The sequence below is a fragment of the Sphingopyxis sp. genome (assembly GCF_016463645.1).
Classification (GTDB): Bacteria; Pseudomonadota; Alphaproteobacteria; order Sphingomonadales; family Sphingomonadaceae; genus Sphingopyxis.
Genome location: NZ_JAEMQX010000019.1, coordinates 25,684 through 47,447, shown reverse-complemented (window position 1 = coordinate 47,447; position 21,764 = coordinate 25,684). Strand labels below are relative to the sequence as shown.

Here is a 21,764-nt window from a genome sequence, read left to right as displayed (position 1 = left end):
AGGCTTCGCGGATGGTCTTGCTCGAACCGGCCAGCGATATGTGTTCCTTCCCCGCCACTCCGAAATCGACCGTGATGGCATTGCCATGGAACAGGGACTGAATGACAGCGGAGCTCGCAGGGCCTGTCCAGACATCGGTCTGCGCGACATGACCGAGCACCAGTTGCGGTTGTCCGCCATCATCGTTGCGGAAGGTCGCCGTCAATTGGCTCCCGCGTGCTTTGGCCGCGAGTTGGGTATAGAAGGTAGCGCTGCCATCCGCCTCGCACACGAGTCCGATCATTTTCGTCAAGCCGCTCCCTGAAAAGATTGCGGCTTTGCCCGAAGAGACCGGTTGTACCTCCCACGGTAATGCCGGTGCAGACGGGGCTGAAGGTGCGGCAGGCGCCGGGGTGGAAATTGCGAGGGTCGGTGCGAACTGACGGACCGCCTTCTGCATCTTCGGCGAGAGGGCAGCGAAATCGCATCGCGCGAGCGTGTCGTCGAGCACCTCGAAGCTTTCGCGCGACGGCGCACCCACCCGCCAGATGGCCCGGTCGCCCCCCAGAGACTTGATACGGAAATAGCCAAGGCCTCCGGCATCGGGAAAAGTCAGGTCGGTGAACCCATCCTTGAGGACCCTGGTCCTGACGATTCGTTCCATCTCGCCAAGCGGGCCCAGACTACCCCCTTCGCCATAATAATATATCTGGCCCCACCGCGTACCGTCATAGGCGTTGCCGCTGGTCGCAGTCCCGCACCCATCGGTAGAGAGAATCCAGAACCCCTTGGCGATCGGCATGGCGATTCCGGGTTGAGCTGCTGCTGAAGCACTGCCCGCCATCGCCGTAATGGCCAGAAAGAGGCCAGGTGAACGCATTTCATTCCCCTTCATTTTTTCGAAAGGACGAAAGCAAGCCGAAGGCGGCTCTAAAAGGCCGATCCCGTCCGGGCCAGTTCGGCAAGTTTCTGCTTCACATAGGCGGGTTCCGGCGAACGAATGACCGTGCCGTCAGCAAACAGGGCTGTGGGTTTCGATGCGCCGAACATGCCATTGAGAGTAACAAAATAGCGGCTGTCGTACCGGCATCCGCTTTTCGCCCGCGGTGGAAGGGTTCCAGTGGTAATTGCTTGCTTCCACGACGCGGAACGATCGGGGCTGCACCAGATGTCGGGAAGATAGCGTTTGTTCGCCGTCCCGATGGTGCTCGGGATGATCGCATAGCGTGTGCCGGCCGCACCGAGTGCCGCCTCCAGCTTCCTAGAATAAGGACAATCATAGGCTGAGAGTAGCAGCATGCGCAGCGGACCCGTGCCGCCTTGCTGGATCAGATCGCCGTATCGGATATCGCTGCGCCATCGCAGTATCAGGGCGCCCCATTCGGATGCGGAGAGCGCGGAGCCGTCTTCACCGCGCTGCGCCCCGAGCTTGCCGTTGTTGAAGCTGTATTCGCCGCCGCGGGTGACGAGGATCGGCGCGGTTTCACGCGGTGAATAGGGGATCGTGCGCTGGATTTCGTACAGGCCCGGGAACGGCGTTGCGGCGAACCGCTCGGCATACAGGCGCTTGAGCTCTTCTATGTCGGCCTGGATCGTCGCGGCGCTTTCCGGTGGCTGCGCGGCAACTGACGCAGAAATGAAGGAAGCGATGGGCAGGCAGGCGAGCGAGAGGGTTGCGATGATGCGCATATCGGGATCCTATTTGTACCGGAAGGCGGGAGGGCAGGCGGGATAGTGGCGCTTGCTGTTGCGCACAGGCTGAAATCCCGGGACGCACCGGTTCATGTCGGGCGAAATCGCGGCGTTGAATCGTCGGTCCGACTGAAATACCCAGAAGTTCAGGAAGCGATCCTTGGGCGGATTGAAGAAGATATAATTGCGAATTGTCTTGGCGTCGCCATAGCTTTGCCCCGGCTCCAAAACGATCCCGCCATTCTCGCCCACGCGCTGCGCGTAATCCGCGGTCTGGCTGTCGATCATGACGCTGACTTCGCGGCCGCATTTGTTGACCAGCCGGAAATAGACGAGTTGCCTCCCGGGGGTGCTGGTCGAGGGTTTGGCCAGCGTTTGATAGCTCCACTCGACGCACCCTTTCGCGCTGCCTCCGCTTTCGACGGTCATCGCCGTTCCCGCTTGCTGCGCCATTGCAGGGGAGGCAAGGTACGCCCCCAGCATAGCCAGCGCCATGATCGCTGCACGGCTCACGGCGTCACCGTGACGGTTTCGCGATCAATGCGGCTATATTCGGAGGGTTCGATATCGAACCCGACAATCTCGCCCTCGATCGTGCCGCCGTTGCCGCTGGGTCGCGAAGCGACGAGGCGGACACGGATGGCGAGGCCGAGATTGCCGAGCCAGCTGTCGGCCCCCAGCGCCGCAGCCTTGTCCGCGGTCATCTTCCAAACGCGAGCCTTGCCCGCGTTACGAAATTTGAGCGCGATCTGCATCGATCCGTCGCGGAACGGAAAAAAAGCTTCGGGCGCGAATGCGCCGAGCGGGATGCCCCCGAGCGACGCGTCGAAAGCCTGCGGATCGGCCCGCGTACGCAGCGTTACGCAGCGGATGTCCTTCACCGCATTCCATTGGGCATCGACTTGGGCATTGGCGCGTTTCCAAGCCTCCTCGGCGCCCAGCGAGCGGTCGATTCCGGCCAAGGCTTCGTCCGCCCATTTCTCGCGTGGCGGGGCGAGCCCGGCCATCGCATAATAAACGATGGCCCAATCGCGGTCGACGAGACTGTCGGTGTAGCTGTCGCATTTCGCGGGTGGCGGAGCGGCGGGCGGTGCCGCCGCCTGCGTCGGTGAGGTAGCGGTTTCGACCGCGGCGTTCGCGACATTGCCGTCCGCTGCCTGCTGGTCGCTGCAGCCCGTGAGTGAAAGCGCGAGTGATACGCTCAACGCGACGTGCCAGTTGGCGCGGGCCATCAGAATTTTCCTCCCTCGTTGGCACCGGCACCCGCCGCCTGCGCCGCGCGATAGGCGTCGCGTTCTGCAGGGAAGCGATTGACTTCATAATCATAGTAGCGGGCGGCATCGATCATTGCGACGCGGACGGCCTGCGCAAGCTGAGGATTTCCATAGGCGGGCTCGATCTGCGCCACGATGGTCAGGCCGCAGTCGGAGCGCCAGTTCATCTGGGTGCCGTAGATTGAAATTCCCGCGCTACACTCGCGAAGCTTGTCGCGGTCGAATTCCGGAAGTGGCTTGCCCTCGGGGCCGAGAAGCCAGAAGAACTGGCCGCGGTCGCCGACCATGGCGGGCTTGCCATATTTCTTCTCGAGCGCGGCCTGCTGCGAAGCGATGGTCGGCTCGCCATCCTTGGCGAAGGGTTGCACCAACCAGAGTGCATAGAGCTTCTCCTGCCCGGGCATGCCGTCGGCATAGAGGCTCCATTCCGCATCGACCTGATCGAGCCGATTTCGCGGATTATAGTTGAGGACGTCTGTCGAACCCCACCGGGCCTGATGGCGCCCGGTCGCAACCCTGGCGAAGCTCCGGATCTTGAGGCCAGCCTCGTCACGTGACAATCGGGGGCCGTCGCCTTCGAGCAGGATGCTGTCGGCTTCTTCGCCCTCGGGACACTGGACAAAACGGATCGCAGTGTCGAGCGGGACGCCGAGGCGAAGCCCTCTCAGATCGTCGACGGGGGCGCCTTCGGGCCGGGGTGGCATCGCGATGCCGCGGCAGTCGACTTCGACCTTCTTGCCAAAATAGGTCATCGCGCCCGACGGGCCTTCACCTGCTGCAAGGTCACGGGTCTCGGAGGGCTTGTCTTCCGCCGTTCCACTGCAGCCGACGAGCATGAGAAGGGCTGCGCCGGCCAATGATGTCGCGCCATATTTCATCGTCTCAATCCTTCGCGAGCGGGTTACGGATTTTGCCTAGACCGGCGGCGATCAGCGCGGCGCCGGTCAGGAAAAGCAGCCAGGTGCCGATCCCGAGACCGATGCCTGAGGCCATCCGTTCACGGGCGAAATCGGGCACCATCGACAGGATGGCAGAGCGGAGCATGATCACGAGTAGGGCGGCGAGGATTGACGCCGCGCCGGTCGCCAGCATGGGCAGGCGCTCGGCTCTGCCCGACCAAGCCGACCATATCAGCCAGAGCGCCCCAAACGGCGCGGCGAAGCGGAGGAAGAGCAGGGTCTGGAGCGTGTCGAAGCCCGATTTGCCGCCGCCCAGCATCTCCTGCGCCGCCGCGACCCGACCAAGGTCGTCCATCGCATTGCCCAACCCGATCAGCGTCGCGCTCTGGACCGGTGAGGCGAGAGCGGGAAGGAAGCAGGCGAGAAGGAGGACTAGGGCGAGAGGAACCGCGAGAGATGAGGTGAACAGGGAAGCAATCCGGGTGCCCTGCTCCGATTCCGCAAGACCGCCAAGGTCGGCCCCGATCGCCCCAAGCGCCGCGAGCGCGGTCCCGGTTACCGGATAGATCTCACGCGCTGCGCCGCCTTCGCTTTCGAAATCCACCGTCATGCCTAGCGCAGGGGTTTTTTCGCCACGCCAGTCGATCCGTTCGAACCTGTGACGCGTGCCGTCTTCGGCGGTTATGGCACCGCTGCCGGCGGTTTCGTCGAACCCCAGAATCTTGCCCTTCATATGCCTACTCCCCCCGGAAGACCGGCTACGACATGTGGGTGACATCCCGACAGACCGCGCCCGTTTTCCATAAAGCGGAGGCGCCGCTAATGCCGTGCCTCCCGAGCCAAAGGGCTATTCCCGAGCTTCCTCAAAGTCTTGAACCTGCTCTAAAGAATTTCTAAAGCTGGCAGGCAGGGGGGTAAAATGACGCAATCTGGCTCGTCTCGCCGCCGGCGGAGGCTCTGGAAATTCTCGGGCGCGGAGTTCGACGAGGCCAGCTGGGCGCTGCGCGTCGAGGGACAGGCGGTGACGCTTGAGGGTAAGCCGCTCGAGGTTCTCCACGAACTGCTGTTGCGCGCGGGCGAGGTCGTCACCAAGGACGAAATTCTCGACGCGGTGTGGCCTGGCGTGACGGTCGTCGAAGGGTCGCTGCCGACCGCCATCTCCAAATTGCGCAAGGCCCTCGGCTCCAGGCGAGAGCAGATCATCGAGACAATCCCGCGCGTCGGCTACAAGATTGCCAGTCCGGTCGCGATCGAGAGTATCGAAGCCCCGCTCGCCCCGCGGTTCGCATTCCACGCGGGCGATACGGTGCCGGGGCGCAAGCAGTGGCAACTCGTGGAACCCCTTGGCGACAGCGGTGCCGAGGATGTGTGGCTGGCCCGCCACGACAAGACCGGCGAAGAGCGGGTCTTCAAATTCGCCGACGCGCCGGACCGGCTGCGAGGACTCAAGCGCGAGGCGGCGCTGACGCGTCTTCTCTTCGCGGGCCTTGGCAAAGCCGCTCCGCTTCCGCCTCTCCTCGAATGGAATTTCGAGGCTTCGCCCTTCTTTCTCGAATATGGCTATGGCGGCCGCGATCTGACCGCATGGGGGGCAGGGCATGGCGGGCTTGCTCGGGTCCCGCTGGAGAAGCGCCTCGCGGTGGCTGCGATGATCGCGCGGGCGGTGGCGCGCATGCATGATCTTGGCGTTCTTCACAAGGATCTGAAGCCCGCCAACATCCTTCTTGCCACCGAGGACGGAACCGACACGGTCCGGCTCGCCGACTTCGGCAGCGGCCGTCTGCTCGACGATACTGTGCTCGCAAACTTCCAGATCACTGACCCGGGATCGCTCGATCCGGACCTCGCGCGCGACGAACCGCGATCGGGCACGCTCGCATATCGCGCGCCTGAACTGGTCGGCGACGCTGTGCCGACGGTGAAGAGCGACATCTACGCGCTCGGCATGATCCTCTACCAGCTGGCGGTCGGAGATTTTTCCGCTTCGCTGGCGCCGGGCTGGGAAAGCCGCATCGCCGATCGGGTCCTGCGCGGCGACATATTGACGGCGGCTGAAGGCGATCCCGCGGCGAGGCTTGCCAGTGCGAGTCTGCTCGCCGAACGGCTGGAGACGCTGGAAAGGCGCCGGGACGAGGCCCGGGACGAAGCCGAGCGTGCGGTTGCCCGGGAAGCAGCCAGACGGGAAGAGGAAAGGCGATCGGCGAGGCGCCCTTGGATCCGGCTGGCCTTTGCAAGCCTGCTGGCGGGGTTTGTCGCCTCGACCCTGTTCGGGCTCTATGCATGGCATCAGCGCAGCTTGGCCTTTGCCGCGCGCGATCAGGCCGAAACCAGTTACGCCTTTATCGCCGAAGAGGTGCTTTCGAGTCCCGATCCGGCCAAGTCGGGCGCCGAGGAAACGGTGCTTGACGCGGTGAAGAGGGCGAGTGCGAGCATCGATACGCGGTACGTCAAATCGCCCGCGACCGCGGCCCGGCTTCATCTCGCGGTCGCGCGGGCCTTTCATCAACGCAGCGACTTCGACACCGCACGCGCCGAATATGCGCGGGCGACCATGTTGTTCGAGAAGGCTGGCGAGGCCGACAGCGAGGATGCCGTTCTCGGGCGCCTTGGCAGCGTCCATCTCGATGCCACCTCTGGCCAGCCCGAACGCCTCGAGGCGGCCGGTGCCGCGCTTGCAAGGGAAATCGCCAGGCTCGGCGAGCGGACGAAGGAGGGGCGGATCGGCTTTGCCCTCGCGCAGTCGGAAGGCGCCTATGCCTATATGGCCGATATCGAACGGGCCGAGCAGGCATTTCGCCGTGCCGTCGCGATCGCTTCGGCACCGGACTCGCGTGTTCAGCCCACACAATTGCTGAAGGCCCGCTCGTCGCTGCTGTTGACGATGCTGCGGCTCGGGCAGATCGAGAAAGCCGAGCCGATGGCGCGCGCGATCGTCGCCGATTCAACGCGCATAAGGGGGGCGTCGAGTCCCGATACACTGGTGACCCGACAACATTGGGTCAATGCACTGTCGATGCTCGGGGAGCACGAGCGCAGCCTCCGCGAAAGCGGTCCGCTTCTTGCCGCAATGCAAAAGCGTTTCGGCCGCGACCACCGCTTTACCCTCGCTCTTCATTCGGCGCGGTTCGAAAGTCTAGCGGCGCTTGGCCGATACGACGAAGCGGCCTCGGAGGCGAAGAGGGTCTGGGACGGGGCGGCAATGCAAGCTGGCCCCCTCTCGCATCAGGCGATCGTAGGACAGAATGATTATGCGTCGGCGCTTTGCCAGACTGCGCGCCGACGCGAGGCGCTAGGGGTCCTCGAAGACGCCGCGGCAAAGAGCATAAGCGCATTCGGCAGCGATTATGCGCTGACCCATACGGTTCGATACTATCTCGGGGAATGTTTGCTCGCCAATCGCCGCTTCGCGGATGCCGATGCGGTATACTCCTCCATAGATTCGACCAAGGTCGCCGAACTTACCGGTCGGCCGACCTTTGCGGCGACGCTCACGGCAGCGCGTGCGGAGGCGGTACTCGGGCTGGGTGACCGTCAGAAAGGCCAGATGCTACTGAGCGCCGCCAGCAAGTTGGCCGACGGTTCGAACGATCCGGAACTGCGGCAACGGTTGGAGCGGCTCCGGAAATCGCCGACCGGCTGAGCTTCACGATCCCGGCGCTACTGCCGACGCTATCGGCCGCTACTTCGTGCCTATCGCGCGCGAGATCCTCGCATCACCATAGCTTGGTCCTACGTCGCCGGCTTTGATGAAATCGCGCATCATCGCGAAATATCCGCTTGCATAGCGCGTCGACACACGGCTGCCGTCGTCGGCGGTTTCGAACAGGGTGATGCCATGTTCGGCCGCTGGATAGATCGCGAGGGTGAAGGGTTTGCCAGTGTCGATCAGCATGCCGAGCCGGCGGCTCGTCTCCTTTGCGGGAGCCTGATAGTCGCGGCCGCCCAGAATCCACAGCTGCGGCGTCTTGTTCGCGGTCAGGGTCGGCATCGGATCGTAGCGGAAGGGCGTCCCCCAGTCATATTTCGGCGCCTCCGCACGCATCGCGGCTTCATCATGCGGCAGCAGCAGCCAAGTAATATGTCCGTGAACATCCTTGTACCAGCTCTCGCCGCGATATTTGGCGCGCACCGCGTCGAATCCGGCGTAGCCATTCTTGAAATTGCTGGCGAAGATTTCGCCCGCGGCGCGCGCAATCTCCTGCGCCTTCGCGACGATTTCGGGTGGATAGCCCTTGTCGGTCAGTTCCATCTCCATCTGCTGGAGGTCCTCGTCGAGGATACTGACCGCGAGACCGAAGCTCACGATCACGAAGTCGGCGGGCGCGCGATTGGCGGCTAGCGGTGCAACCCAGCCGCCTTGGCTGGCCCCCTGATAACCGATGCGCGCAACGCGTTTCCCTGCAAGTTTGCGAGCGGTCATCATCGCGGCGGTCGCATCGTCGGCGAGCAGGTCGAAATCCTGCGTATATGTGCCGCCGGAGGTGCCGGTGCCACGCTTGTCATAAACGAAAACGCCGATCCCGACTGCGGGGAACAGTCGCTGCAGGAAGTTGAAGCGCAGCGCCGCATCGCGCTCGGCGCCATGGACCAACACGACGACGGGCACCTTGTTCTTGCCCTTCGGCATCACGAGCCGCCCCTTGAGCGGCACGCCGTCACGGCCCGTGAAATCGCTATCGGTGACGTCGAACGACAGGCGCTGGCCTTTCGACCCTTCAAAGCGGATATGATCTTCGCCGCATGCGCCGAAATCGACCGTGATCTCGTCGGGACGGCCGGTCCAGCCATAAAGGCTCTGCCATTGGCCATCCCCGTCCCGCTTGAGTTCGCCGGCCGCGCCGTCGAAGCTGCGCCAGCGCAGCCGGTCCCCCTCAAACGGCGCAATATCTATGGTGCGACCGTCGTCCAGCTTATAGCTGCCTACATGGCATTCGATATTGTCTGCGGCATACGCTGGATCGGTTGCTGCGACGAGGGCGAGCAAGGTCGCGAACGGGCCGAGCACAGATGAAAGGCGAGAGTTCGGCATAGCGGTTCCTGTCCTTTTGCTTCGGTCGGTGCGCGACCGACAGAATGTGTATTAATATAGTAACACACTATGGATTGGCAAGGCCGGACATTGCGGTTCGCATCTTGGCGCAAGATTGCGAAAGACGCCTGGATCATCCTGAGGGAAAGCGTCGCGAGGCTGCGCGGCAACGGCGCGCCCGCTAACAACGCAGATCCGGGAATCCCTTTTGTTTTCAGCGCTCGGCCCAACCATTGCCAGTCGGGTGGCATTTGTGTTGGCGCGCTGCGCGACCTCGACAGCCGGCGGGATCACTCGGATGCGCCGCCAAGGGCCGAGCGGCCTTTGTGCTTCGGTCCCATCAGCCCGACCGCTATCGGCCGATTTCGACAAAGGAAATCCGCGGGGATATGCCTCAAGCGTGTGCGTCATCAAATTTCAGGCCGCTCGATCCCTCGCCGAAACCGCTCTCGATCCGTCTCGCGATCCAGCGAATACGGTTTCCCTTCGCATCGCGTGTCAGGCTTGGCACACGCATCACTTTCAAACCGGCGCGCGGCAATTCCTCGTCCATCAGGTCAAACGGGGTTGCGGCGAGAATGCGTCCTTTTGCCTGCTCCGTACCCGTCATCGTTCCTTTGCGCAGCTTGAAGCCCCCGCGGCCGGTGGTGGGGACGGGGACGAGCGGAATCCAGTTGTCGGGTACGCCGGTCATCAGCCGGTAAGTCAGATCGGCAACTTCGGTTCCCTCTGCCCGTTCGGGTCCGGTCAGCGCGCGGCTCATGCGAAGGCGCGGATCGCCGCCCGCGTCGGGCACGACGCGCTCGACTGCCCACCCCATATTAGCCATCTCGTCGCGCAGGAAATTGACCTGTTCCACCGGACGTCCTTCGTGGACGTCGAGCGAGGCCGGCGGAACAAGCAAGCCGTCGAGGGCGTCGTCGCCGCGGCTATTGCGAAACAGGCGGAAGCGTGTGTCGCCCGCGCCATCGGCGCTGCGTGTCAGGGACTCGGTCTCGCCAAAGCTGTCGCGAAGCGTCACTGAACCGAGCTCGGTGAATGCACCTGCGGGTATGTCGAGCGGTGTGAGAAACCAGTCGCACCCATAGACCATCGCGAATTCGATCAGGCACAGCCGCGCGAGATCGTTGGGCTGGACTTCCATCGCGCCGAAATTCGCTGCGCTGTCCTCGAACTGCCACAGGCGATCGGCAGGCATGCCGCTGTAGCGAAGCGGGCTGGCGAACGAGGTGAGGTCGATCTCCTCATCGCTTTCCGCGGCTTCGCCGGGCAGCGCGATGGGCGTCCCGCTCGCGTCGAAACTGTACCAGTCGATTGCGCCTCCTTCGTGCATCGGTGCTTCGAAACTGGCCTGTGCGTCGCCCGATCCGGCGCGGATCGCGAAGCGATATTCAAGATGCTGGGGCAGCCAGCTTTCCGACGTCGCAAGCGGCGATATCTGGGTGCGATACCAGTCAAGCCAAGCGGCGGCGGCATCACGTACGGCGGCCGGCGCGCCGCCGAGCCAAGGTGTATCGTTCGCCTCGATCGCAGCGGCGATCGCTTCGCCGTCGGGGTTGCGCGCGGCGATGAGACGCGTTGCGGCGCCGATTTCGGTTGCGGGAAGGGTGAAGGGATAGGTCGCGCGCAGCACGGGGCCAATATCGAGTCCGACCTCGGCAAGCATTGCGACTAACAGGCCTGCAGCCTCCGCGCGTGCGCGAAGAGCAGGAGCGGCTTCGCGCGGCTCGCGCTCGACCGCTTGGTCGAGCAATGCGCCCGGAGCGAGCGGTACGGCCGAACCGGCGCCCGAGGGTTTCCACGCCGACACGCGTTTTGCTCTCGCCTTGACCTGGACGGTCAGCGGTGTTCCGGCATCTTCGCCCGAAAATTCAGCGAATTGCCACTGGCGTCCGAGCATCCATAGCGGATCGTGGACCGCCATTTCGAGCCCGGGGGCAGGATCGCCGCTGATCGACTGCGGTTCGAGCCGCGTCAGCGCGGGCGGCACCAGATAGATGCCGATGTTTATTCCCTCGCGCGCGACCTCGGCGAGGTTCCCGATCAGCGGAATATGCTTGGTGTCGACGATGCTCATACCGTCTGCCTTCCCAGATAGGGCATAACGCTGATCGCGGTGGTATCGGTGAGGAGCTCTTTGTAATCGAGTATCTTTTCACCCTGAAGCGACCAGCTTTGCGTGTAGATTGCCGGCAGGATCTGTGCTGCGACCGCCGTATGTTCGAGCCGCACGGTACGAAGCTTCGCGAGTTCGATCGTATCGTCGAGCACCGCCTCGATTCGTGCACTGCTCCACGGCTTCTTATCGGGCGGCACCGGCAGCAGCAGCGCCTGCGGCGGTCGGGCGGACGCGGCGCGGGCATGCATCGCGATCCCGCTGACGTGTCGCGGCGGCTTTTCCTGATCCTCGGGATTGAGCCGGAACGGCGGCTGGGGCAGGCGTTCGGTGAATTGATCGACCACCAGGGCGACGGTGGGCTTGCCAGGGCCGTAGTCGGGCACGGCGTCGATCAGCCAGCTTGTGACGGCGCCGTCGGGCGGTGTCGCCAGCGGTTCTGCAATCCAGCTTTCAGGCATATTTTCGCCGAGCGCGGCGATTTGCGCGATGCGCGGCGGGAGAGCGGTGCCGAGCGCCTCGGCCAACAGCAACACCTCATTATAGCGCGACACGCCATCGCGTACCGAGCCCATGTCCGCAAGCCACCGGCGCACGGCGGTTGCGGTCGCGCCGGCGGGAGGCGTTTTGAGCGCGCTATCCCATGCTTCGGGTCCAGCGGCGGCGGGGTCGAGCGGCGCGAGGATCCAGAAGCCGTCTCCGAAAATGGCGTGCCCGGCTTCGATCAGCGTTTCGCGCGTCGTATCGCCCGAAAGGATGGTCGCCGCGCGTTCGTGCCGCTGTCGCCCGGCCGCCAGCGCAAGTGCGGCGACATCGGCGCGCTGGCCTCCCATCGGCGGTGCGACGCCATAGCCGTGGAGCGCGGTCAGCGCCCGCTCGCGCGCATCATCGTCGTCGATCGCCTCCGTCAGTGTGTCGATCGCTGCCCCGAAACCGGCAAGCGCCGTTTGCGCACGCGCTGCCGTGGCAGCCAGCGTCGCGGTGCCGGTCGCACGCAGATTTTCGACCACGAGCGCGATATCCTCTCCCGCGGCGGGAGTGGCGGTTGCTAAAAGCTGGCGCATCGCGGCGGCCAGTATTACCGCTTCGCCAAGCGCGATCGACCCGCCGGGCCAAGCCGGATCGGCGGTCTCGGCAAGAACCGTCTCGGCAGTGAGACCCAATGCCGTGCGCAGCGCGTTGTGCAGGCTGATCGGTTCGGGTGCGCCATAGACGAGATCGAGCGCGCAAAGCCCCGCATCCGCCAGCGTGCGCCGGTCATTGCCGTCGTCATGCACGATAATCCGCGCGGGATCGCCGAGGCGCGCTGCTGCCCACCCCTCGATTTCGGGCGACGCCTTGGCGCGCGGACGCTGATCGTTCCACGGCGTGCCGCCGCCGACGATCAGCAACTTGTAAGTGACGATAGCGCCGCCCGCAGGGGTCAGCGCAACGTCGGGGATCGGCACGGGCGAGTCCCCCGTCGCGGCAGCGTCTATCGCCGCCGACGCCCGCTCGCTGTTGCCTTTGACGAGTTGATGAACCGATTCGGCGAGCAGCAGATCTGCCACCGCGTCGAGCGCGGCCGCCGCGTCAGTGATATATTTGTCGAGACGTTTGAGTTCGGGTTCGGTCGGCGCCGCCCAAGTCGTGACATAGGGGTTGTTCTCGGGCTTGCGGCGGATGGCTGCGATCACGCCGTCGCGACCATTTTTCCACATTTCGGTCAAGCGGATGCCATCGACGACGTTGCTCGGGGCCAGCGCCTCCTGCGCGCCCGTCTCCGGCTCGTCGCGATCGGTCAGGCGGCTCTGGACCAGCGGCGCCACGACACGCAGCGAAAAGATGAAGGCGTCGAGCTTGCCCTCGTGCATTGCACGTTCGATCCGATAGCCGATCAGCGCGGCGAGGCTCTGCCCCTGGCGAATGCCCTCGATCAGGTCCATCGCATCGCGGACGCGCGCACTCGTCAGGTCGATGGCGAAGGCTTGGCGTTCATGGGCGCGATAGGCGCCGCGAAGGACGCCGGCGGTGGCCGCGTGCGGAACGCTTGGCGCGTGGATATATCCTTCGCTTTCCCGTGGGCCGGCCGGCGCGATGCCTTCGGCCCAGCCATAGGCGCCGATCAGCGTCGCGCCCGGTTTGGCGGCGCGCCGCGTACGCCGGCGGCGCTCAACGAGCGCGGTGATCCATGCATCGAGACGATGCGATGCGACATCGAGCGTTTCGCCGACAAGAATCTTGCGCTCGTCTTCGCCGATCGTCTCGTCCGCCAGCACCGCGAGCGCCTCGCGCATGTCGTCGAGTTCGGCGCGTGCATTCGACCACGCATAGATGGCGAGATCGGCGAAGATCTTTCGCGTCTTTTCGGAAGTCGCGGTGATCGCCATCTCGGCATAGGTCATTCGCGCCGCTTCGATTGGCTGATAAGCGTTGATGCTTGCCGCGGGATCGATGAACGCTGCGAAGCGGTCAGCCTGTGCTTCATAAACAATCGGCTGGGGCGCCTCGACCTGTTCGGCGGCGCGAATGAAGGCGGTGCGGACGCGGGTATCAGCCGACGTCGCGGCGACCAGATCGGCAAGCCGTCCGCGTCCGCCCTCCGCCGCCACCTTTTCGTTGATCTGCTCCCAGCCCAGCAGGACGAGCGCCTGGAATACGCTCTTGGGCGCGCCGGGCGACCCGCCATCAAGGATCGCCCGGCAAAAAGCGGCGTCGTCCGCCAGCGCGAAGGGCAGGCGCACCGGGCGCGCTTCTTCTTCGAGCGACACGGGCATATTGGTGTAGCTCGCACTATTGAGCGCCTGCCACGCGAGACCGCCGATCAGCAATTCGGCTTCTGCGTCGGTGTCGACCGCGCCCGAGACTTCCTCGTACAGCATGCATGTCGGCCGTGTCACCGCGCCGCGTGCGTCGACGGCGCGGCTGACCGGGCCTGCGCCGAGAAGTTCGATCAGCGTCTCCGATATCCGGGTCTCGCCGTTGACGATATGCGGCACATTGCGCAGCGCGGCACGCCATTCGGTCCGCACGCGCCGCAGGAGATCGATCATCTGCCCTTCGAAGCCCGTTCCCGACCAGTCGGCATCGGTCGCCGCGACGGGGAGCAGACCGTAAGGCTGGTCGCCGACGCGAATCGCGGGTAGCGGGCCGCGACCATAGACGGCGTCGCGGTGGAGTCTGCGCGCGTCGGCTTTCTGCATATCACTGAGCTGCGGGCCGCCCATTCCGTCGCATTTGTCGAGGAAATTGCCCCATGTTGCCCGCCACAGTGCAATATTCATCGCGCGGGCGCGCCAGGTTTCGGGGTGAGCAGCTTCGGGTACGCTCGCGAGCAGCGCGGCATCGATGCCGAGCGCGTCGGCGGCGACCGCTGCATTGGCGGTGGGGTCGACCATCGGGGGCTCGACGCCGGGTGCGGTGGCGGCCCGTTTCGCGCTCCAGGCGCTGCGCCCCTCTTCGCGATTGTTGGTCGGCGTGCCCTGCGGCAGGAAACCGACCCCGCGCGCGAGGTCGTGCGATTCGAGCAATGCGCCGAGTTCGGACGCGCCTTTCGGCCCGTCGATGCTGCGACGGATGCCATAGACGAGCAGGCTTTCGACGCGTCCGCCCGGCTCGGGAAGCTTGACCGTCACCGCCATGCCCGCTTCGACCGCATCGTCGAAACGAACTATCCATTCGGCACCGGGCGCGACTGGAACGCCATCGACCTTGAGGAGTGATTCTTCGGGACCTTCGAATATCCCCATCGGAAGCGGCGATTTGACCGCCTTGCCATGCGCGCGCGCCGTGCCGCCCTTTTGACGTGCGACGACGACGAACTGGTCGGGCAGCAATCGCGCGGCGATCGTCAGCGGATCGCTCGGCGCGGCGTCAGGGAAAACGGGCTCGCCGGCGCCGAGGTCGGTGAAATTGGCAGGGCGGAGTGCATGGGCGATCCACGCTGCCCGTGCTGCGCCGATCGCGCCGACGAGCGTCGTCCATGCTTGTTCCTGCGCCGCTTCGTTCGCCGACCAGATGCTGCGCCAATAGATTTCGCCCGCTTGGCGTTCCTTTGCCGCAATGTTGCGATTGAGCCGGTCGATATGGATGGTGTCGGGATAAATGCGGACGCGCAAATGCTTCCGGTCGGCGGAGTAGCGCGTCTCGATCCGCAGCGGCAGCAGTATCAGCGGGGTTTCGGATTCGACCGCGCACGGATCGATGAAGCGGCCGAGGTCGGGTAGTTCGAATTCACGGTCGAGCCGGCCGAGATCGTCGTGCAGGTCGCGATGCTTGCCCGCCGCCGCCTCGCGCTGCCGCCCGAGCCGTTTTTCGGCCGCGAGGTCGCCCGCGCTCCGAGCAGCGGCCATCGCTTCGTCGATCTCGCGCATCGTTTGCGCTGCAGCGTCGATTTTGGCGCCGGTCTTTGCGCGTGCGGTTTCATAGCTCGCGCGCTTTTGGCGAATCTGACCGAGGGTGGGTTCGCGTGCCATTTCAGTTGCCTCCGATGAGGGTGCGAGCGTAGAACATCGCGCGCGCCGGGCTTTGCAGCAGTGCGTGCGCCACGGCTGCGCTGTCCTTGGCCCAAGGAAAAACGTCACCTTCGCTGGGCTTGATATTGAAACCGGGGCTGGTGCCGACGAAACCGCCGGCCGCCGTCCCGAAAGTGTTCCAGCCGATCTCGTCGCGGACCACCGATCCGTTGCCGACCGGGCGCGCCTGGCCGTTGCTGTCGAGCCCGAACCGCGGAGCGGTGGGATGTTCGCCGATCATGAACCACCAATGCGTGCCGCTTGCGGTCAGCTCGTCGATCGTGAGGTCGAAGCCCACGCACAGCGTGTCGGGCTGGATCAGCGCGTGGAACAGGGGCGCGCCCTTTTCTCCGGGAGTCGGTGGAGCTTCGAACGCAACCGTGGCCGGATCGCTGCCGCTGCCCCTGACCGCGAGGAACATCGCATCGGGATAGCGGCGGATGAGCTCGGCCTTGATCACAAGGACCGCGCGGCCCTTGATTTCGCCATTAGTAGCCAGTGCCCCCCCGATGTGACTGCCGAGCTTGCCGGCGCCGAAACGATGAATGTCGCGAACCACCTCGTCCTTGCGCGCGTCCCAGAACCGGCGGAAATAGGTGCCGCGCTGGTCGGTGGGATAGTCGCGCCACAACAGCTCGCGCCCCATCTCGTCGGACAGGCCGACGAGGAACGCCTCGGTGAAGCGGGGGTTGGTTTCGAGCACGGTCACGAAGTCCGATGTGCTCAGCGCGCCAAGGCCGGGGACCAGCCAGTCCATGTCGTAATCGGCAAGCGCTTCGTACATCGGCCGCGGAAACTCCGGGGCGGCCATGATCGGCTCGATACGCAGATCGTCGAACCACCGGCTGTCGAGCCAGTCGGGGAGCTTGGAGCCGAGGCGCGCGCGGGCATATGTCGTCGCGGTCCGTGCCGGGGCGAGGCCGGCGAGCAGTGCCTTATGGTCCAGTTCGAGCTTCGGCAGGGCATTCTGATGCGGAATTTCGAAGGTGCCAATACCGGCAACCAGTGTGCCGAGATGCACCGCGACCTCGCTACGTTTCACGATGCCGAGCGTGCCCAGCGTTTTTGTCAGCCCCTTGGACGCTTCGGTCTGGAAACGCTGGACCGACATGGCTGCGCCGCGGCGGCTGGTGCTCGCGCGGCCGACCATCTGCGTGCGTCGCCGGGCGGGCGGCATTCCGATCACGCGCCCGCCGACGCGCAGCGGCTCGATCGTCTGGCCGAGCGTGCGGTCAAGCTTGTCGAGGCGTGTCAGCGCCGACGCGGCGAAGCTCACGCCCTCGGTCTCTGCGATCGCGACGAGCATTCCGGTAAGTGCTTCGACCTTTTCGGTCTTGCGCGTCGTGCCGATAGCACCCTCGATCTGCCGCGCAATCTGGCTCGTCGCGCGTTCCTTCAGATCGATGTTTCCCTCGCGAACCGACCATTGCGAGACGGGGCGCGCCATCTTGGTGGCGGTCGTCGTCGTCGCCTTCATCCGGCGATCGAGCAGTGCGGGGGTGACCGCGTCGGCCGCCACGCCGAGGCGAGCGGCGATGATGTCGGGGATCACATCGATCGCCTGTTCGCGGACCTTGCGAATACCACTCAGTTCGGCACGCGGAATCTGGAAGTTGCGATACGTCTCTCCGGGGCGGACGAGCTGTTCCATCGCGGCGAAACCCGCAGTCGTCGCGCGCAGGTGCATCGCGGCGGTACGCCGGAACGCGCCGCTCATGACCGCGGGCGCGACCTGACTTTCACGGACGCGCGCATAGACGGTCCAGTTGTCGTCGACCCGCAGCTTGCCATGCACAGGGCGCAGCGTCTGGGTGAGCGTACCGGGTTTCAGCCGGTCGAAGATGCGTTCGTGCAGCCGTTCGGCGACATAGCGGCCGAGCTGGATTTGCCCGAGGACGCCGTTCAGGCGGCGGATTTCTCCTACCTGTGCCCAAGCTGCCTGAACCAGCTTTTCCTGGTCCATCTGCACCACGCGCGTGCCGATTCCGGCAACGATGCGGTCGAGGGGTGAGGTGTTGAGCCCGACGAACCAGTCGTTATCGAAATTCGCGGCGGGCATGTTTTCGGGAAGCGAGGCGAGCCCGCGCTGGAACCGCGCATAGAGCCGGGGATCAACCCGCGGCAGATCGGCGTTCGACGGGCCGGGAGACACGGCGCCACGCAAGATTTTGCGCCGCTCCGCACTCCACGCCGTCTCGTCGGCACCATCCGGTGCCTCGGCCGGAGAAACAAGCGCGGTGCGCAGCGTCAGGACATTCCCCTTGGTTCCCGTCGGCGCCGCCGGCGCGCCGAGCGCAGCCGATGTATCGATCCGCCGCCGCCCGATCGTATAGGGGGCGGGAACGCCTTTGAGCCTCTCGACGAGGGTTTCGAAATCCTTCGCACTGCCGCTGGTGAAGGTCCAACTGTCATAGATCGGCAAACGGACCTCGCCCGTTTCGCCGCGACGCCATGCGGGGGCGAGCGTGCCCTCGCCCGGTCGGGCAAGTCCGGCCTGCACGCCGCAATCGAACGTCGGCACGACTGCCGCGAGATAGGCGATGCCCGGTTCGAGCCGTCGCGGGCAAAGCAGCCGCGACAGATTTTGCGCGCCATGCACGTCGGACAGGCGGGTCGGGGTGTCGATCCCCGTGCCGCCCTTCACCTGTGCATGCGCCCACGCCCAGCTTTCCTCGACCGACGGAAGTTCGGTGCCGTCGACGACAAGGACAGGTGGCAGTCCGGGTTCATTGCCGACGATCCGCGCAGCATCTTCGCGAACGACCACGAGCGCGATCCACGGCTGCAGCAGGGCGCCGTCCACGCCGTGCGGGGTAAAGAGCCAAGGCAGTTCGGGGCGGTCAAATTCGACATGCGCGATGCGGGTGGTTTCGACATCGTCCGACCCCGGAGCGGGGAAGCGCCGGATGATCTGGCTGCGGTCGATCCCGATGACATCGCCCGGGCCGTAAAGCGTCAGCGGGCGCGGGGCCTCGATCGCATCGGCGCCCTCCGCATGTACTTCGACGGTCAGCAGGCTTTTGGCGCGATTGCCATCCAGTTCGCCGCTGAGCCCGGCCGACAGGCCAAGGCGAACCCATGGCATGAAGCCAAAACGATCGAGGACGACATTCTCGGGCTCGAAGGGCTCGAACGGCACGAGCGCCGCGTCGAGCCGGAAATTGGCGAAAGATTTCAGCGTGCCGTTCATGATGTCAGCCCCATTCCGACGAGTTGGACACGCGCGCCCGAAGCGATCATCACTTTCGCCTCGCGCGCGGCGGCGGTCGTGGTGATCATCTCCGCCGTGCCTACGGTTGCGAGCGTGTCGAGGTCGCGGATGGTCTTGAGCCCCGGGTCCAGTACCGTCACTGGTTCGACGTGCGGCGGGAGGTACGGGTTGCCGCGTTTCCTCACCGCGAGTGCGGGAGCCCCCGAATTCAATATATGAGCTGCCGCGGGGCTGAGCTGAATCGCGAGGTCACGGCGAAGACCGCCCTGATGCGGGAAGATCGTTTCCCACTGATAGGCGACGTCGACCTCGTCCCCGGCGCGCGGCCCATAGCTCGCCGCGATGCGGACTCCGGCGGGGAATTGTTCAAAATCGGGGCGTGCCACCTTGTCGTCGTCGCTGAGATTGAGGAACTGGCCCGGCGGGAACAACTCGGTCAATTCGGACGCGGCAGCCGCGGGCAGGCCATCGATCTTCGGTTCCGCCAGATGTATCCGGCGCACGCTGGTCCGGCAGGCGCCGATCCGGTCGATCTCGGTTTCGAGCGGCACGGCCTGCTGGATCAGATCGACGGTCGCCATCGGGTGGATCAACGGCGGCGCTTCGGGGTCGACGCGCAACCGTGCATATTGATCCGCGCCGGCGGGCATATTCGCGCGCCACCCGCTGTCGCCGCCGAGCGCGGTCGCAACGGCGTCCTGCGCATCGACGATCGGCGGCAGTTCGGTATTTTTCTCGCCCCATGTGACCGGGCCGACGGGAAGCTCGGCTTCCCACCAGAGGAATTCGACCCCGGCGTAGCCTTCGAGGCGCCATGGGTGGACCCCCTCGATGCTGCCGCGGAATGTCACCGATGCGACGCTGTGCCCGAACGCCTTGAGCGAGACCGACGCCCTGATCGCATAAGCGAAGTGGAGCTTGGGCGCCCATTGGAAGAGCGCGTTGACTTCGATGCTACCTTCGCCCGAAACCGGACCGATCTTGGCTTTGAGATACGCCGCGCCACCCCATTGCACCGAATTGGTCGTGAAAGCGCTGTATCCCGACACGTTGAGGGTCACGCCCTTGATTGGCGGATCGAGTTTGATGCTGATCCGTTTCATCTCGCCCAGCATCGGCGGGCCTTGGTAACCCGGATAGAAGCCGCCGGCCGAGAAGGCGACGCCAGCATCGGCTGCCCAGCCGATATAGATGCCGAGCGACCCGCTGACGGGAATTTTGGCGAGGCTCGAATTGCGCAGTTCAATTCGAGTGACAAAGGCGTCCGCGGTGATCGGGCTCGCAATGTCGGCGTTGAGATCGATCAGCTTGAACTTGTTTTTCTCGTCGAGCTTGGGCGGCACGGACAGCGAGACGCTGCCGATCAGAGTGATCGGCGATTCGCCCGGGATCGAAATCATCGCCCCCAGCTTGGCGCGGATCAGCCCGCTCTGGCTCCCCCAGCCGAGTTCGGCGATCGGTCCGATCACGAAGGCGCCATCGCGATAGGGGAATACGGTTTCAAGCTGCTGCAGGATTGTCGGCGCGGCGCCGATCGGATCGTCTGGAAACAGGAGGTTGGACACGACCCCGTCGGCGAGCGCCGCCATCAGGGCATTGGGATCGAGTGTACGGTCGATCGCCAAAAGCCCGCCAAGTCCGTTGAGCGTGAAACCGAAGCTCAGTTCGATCACGGGGACGAAACGCAGCCCGATCACGATGACGAAGGACGAAGGATCGACCGTGAACAGCCCGACCGCCGTTGCCGAGACCGGCCCGATCTTCAGTTCGAGAGCGCCGCCATAATCATTTTGTTCCTCGCGGTGGCGGAGATAGCCGCCGCCCTTCACGATACCCGCGTCAACCTTGATGCCCATTCCGTCCGGTGGACGCGGGACGACTTCGAGCGCGTCGCCGGTCGCGTCGCTCCAGCGCAGCGAGACACCGAGACCCTCGGCGACGATAGCGAGCACCGTTCCGCGCTTGCCGGCCACGGTGGCGGTCACGTCGATCCGGCCATTGCCCTCGGCCTGTTCGGGGCGCGCGATCGTCAGATCGCGAAGCTCGGTGTTGCCTCCGCCGACGCGGATAGGAAGCAGCATCCGTCGGTCCTTCCCCTCGCCGAACGTCAGGCCGTCGCGTGTGTCGAGGGTGATGAACACCCCTTCACTCTTGGCCGCATCGCCCGGCAGGGGGTGTTCGAGCAACCCTTTCGAAGTCAGCTCGGCGGTGACGGTCGTCTTGATCCGGAATCCGAGCAGCGCGTCGCCCGAAAAATCAAAAAAAGTCTGAAGCTCGCTCTTTTCGAGCTTGATGGCGCCGAGGTCGCCGCCGGGAAGCTCGGTGAGCGATGCGGTGATCGTTGACTTGTCATGGTCCCAGCTCAGCTTTTCACCGAGCTTGCGCACGCCGTCGTCGAGCCCGAACAATTCGCGGCAGAGTTCGTCGAAATCCTCGGTCATGCCTTGCTGCGCGAGCAGGAAGGGACGTGCCCATGGTGCGGTGATACCACGGATATCCTTGCGAACGATTTCGCGCCGGCCGGGGTCGGTCTCCTTCGCCGCCGCTGCGTCGGCGAGCGTCTTGATTGCCTTGTCGAGCGCCGTCATAGCGGCGGCGAGGCTGGTAATCGCGCGGGCCAGCCCCTCCCAACTGAAAGGAGCGGCCAGCTCGGCTCCCATCTTGCTGACTTCGGTGGCAAAGATCGACAGGTGGGGCTTGACCGCATCGATCAGCGCGGCGCCGTTCGCCGCGGCCGTTTCGACATCCTCTTTTACCTTTTTGAGCGCTGCCTTGGAGTTCGCATCGCGTGCGCCATCATGCAGCGATCCGACCAGCGCCTTGGTATCCGCCGCAGTCGTCCCGACGATCGATACCGCTGTCGAATGGATGAAAGCCGAGCAGCCATGGAGAAGAGATTCCCAGACGTCAGCCATCAGCTTTCTCCGATCTTCTGAAGATGCCGGAGGCCTACGGGTCGAACCGGGGCAGCTCTTGGACGAAAGCGCCAAGAGGGACGGGCTGTTGCGAAATCAGGTTTAAAGGAGGTTTCGGGCGTTCATCGAGGCGGCATCTGTTTCAACCAGATACAG

The 21,764-nt window shown here is 64.7% G+C and carries 12 protein-coding genes; 1 reads left to right on the top strand and 11 read right to left on the bottom strand.

The window, feature by feature from the left end; all coding sequences use genetic code 11:
• The 6 genes from JHC57_RS06720 to JHC57_RS06695 all read right to left on the bottom strand — a co-directional run.
• On the bottom strand, positions 1–859 hold an 859-nt coding region (locus JHC57_RS06720; protein WP_294029235.1), incomplete at its 3' end, for a hypothetical protein.
• A 50-nt stretch (positions 860–909) separates the two neighbouring features.
• Positions 910–1,668 carry a hypothetical protein gene (locus JHC57_RS06715; RefSeq protein WP_294029234.1) on the bottom strand — a complete coding sequence of 253 codons (759 nt, stop codon included), beginning with the start codon at positions 1,666–1,668 and terminating at the stop codon, positions 910–912.
• A gap of 9 nt (positions 1,669–1,677) precedes the next feature.
• The gene (locus JHC57_RS06710) at positions 1,678–2,100 is read right to left on the bottom strand and encodes a hypothetical protein (RefSeq protein ID WP_294029233.1); all 423 of its coding nucleotides are present in this window, start codon (positions 2,098–2,100) and stop codon (positions 1,678–1,680) included.
• 80 nt (positions 2,101–2,180) lie between these two features.
• Entirely contained in the window at positions 2,181–2,903 is a 723-nt protein-coding gene (locus JHC57_RS06705; protein WP_294029232.1) for a hypothetical protein, read from the bottom strand.
• Positions 2,903–3,823, bottom strand: a complete 921-nt coding sequence (locus JHC57_RS06700; RefSeq protein WP_294029231.1) for a hypothetical protein — start codon at positions 3,821–3,823, stop codon at positions 2,903–2,905. Before JHC57_RS06700 ends, JHC57_RS06705 begins: the two co-directional genes overlap by 1 nt.
• 4 nt (positions 3,824–3,827) lie before the next feature.
• Positions 3,828–4,577 carry a hypothetical protein gene (locus tag JHC57_RS06695; RefSeq protein WP_294029230.1) on the bottom strand — a complete coding sequence of 250 codons (750 nt, stop codon included), beginning with the start codon at positions 4,575–4,577 and terminating at the stop codon, positions 3,828–3,830.
• Between the two features lie 186 nt (positions 4,578–4,763).
• Here JHC57_RS06695 and JHC57_RS06690 point away from each other — a divergent pair, with 186 nt between their 5' ends.
• Positions 4,764–7,484 (top strand): winged helix-turn-helix domain-containing protein, encoded by a 2,721-nt coding sequence (locus tag JHC57_RS06690; RefSeq protein WP_294029229.1) that lies wholly within the window; start codon positions 4,764–4,766, stop codon positions 7,482–7,484.
• Between the two features lie 39 nt (positions 7,485–7,523).
• Here JHC57_RS06690 and JHC57_RS06685 read toward each other — a convergent pair whose 3' ends face one another.
• The 5 genes from JHC57_RS06685 to JHC57_RS06665 form a co-directional block, all read right to left on the bottom strand.
• Positions 7,524–8,873 carry an alpha/beta hydrolase gene (locus JHC57_RS06685; RefSeq protein WP_294029228.1) on the bottom strand — a complete coding sequence of 450 codons (1,350 nt, stop codon included), beginning with the start codon at positions 8,871–8,873 and terminating at the stop codon, positions 7,524–7,526.
• 394 nt (positions 8,874–9,267) lie between these two features.
• Positions 9,268–10,950 carry a hypothetical protein gene (locus JHC57_RS06680; protein WP_294029227.1) on the bottom strand — a complete coding sequence of 561 codons (1,683 nt, stop codon included), beginning with the start codon at positions 10,948–10,950 and terminating at the stop codon, positions 9,268–9,270.
• Positions 10,947–15,443: a hypothetical protein gene (locus tag JHC57_RS06675; RefSeq protein ID WP_294029226.1), complete on the bottom strand. Its 4,497-nt coding sequence runs from the start codon at positions 15,441–15,443 to the stop codon at positions 10,947–10,949. The genes JHC57_RS06680 and JHC57_RS06675 overlap by 4 nt, the downstream gene beginning before the upstream one ends.
• Position 15,444: 1 nt before the next feature.
• The gene (locus JHC57_RS06670; RefSeq protein WP_294029225.1) at positions 15,445–18,672 is read right to left on the bottom strand and encodes a hypothetical protein; all 3,228 of its coding nucleotides are present in this window, start codon (positions 18,670–18,672) and stop codon (positions 15,445–15,447) included.
• Positions 18,669–21,608, bottom strand: a complete 2,940-nt coding sequence (locus JHC57_RS06665) for a DUF6603 domain-containing protein (RefSeq protein WP_294029224.1) — start codon at positions 21,606–21,608, stop codon at positions 18,669–18,671. Before JHC57_RS06665 ends, JHC57_RS06670 begins: the two co-directional genes overlap by 4 nt.
• Positions 21,609–21,764: the final 156 nt, after the last annotated feature.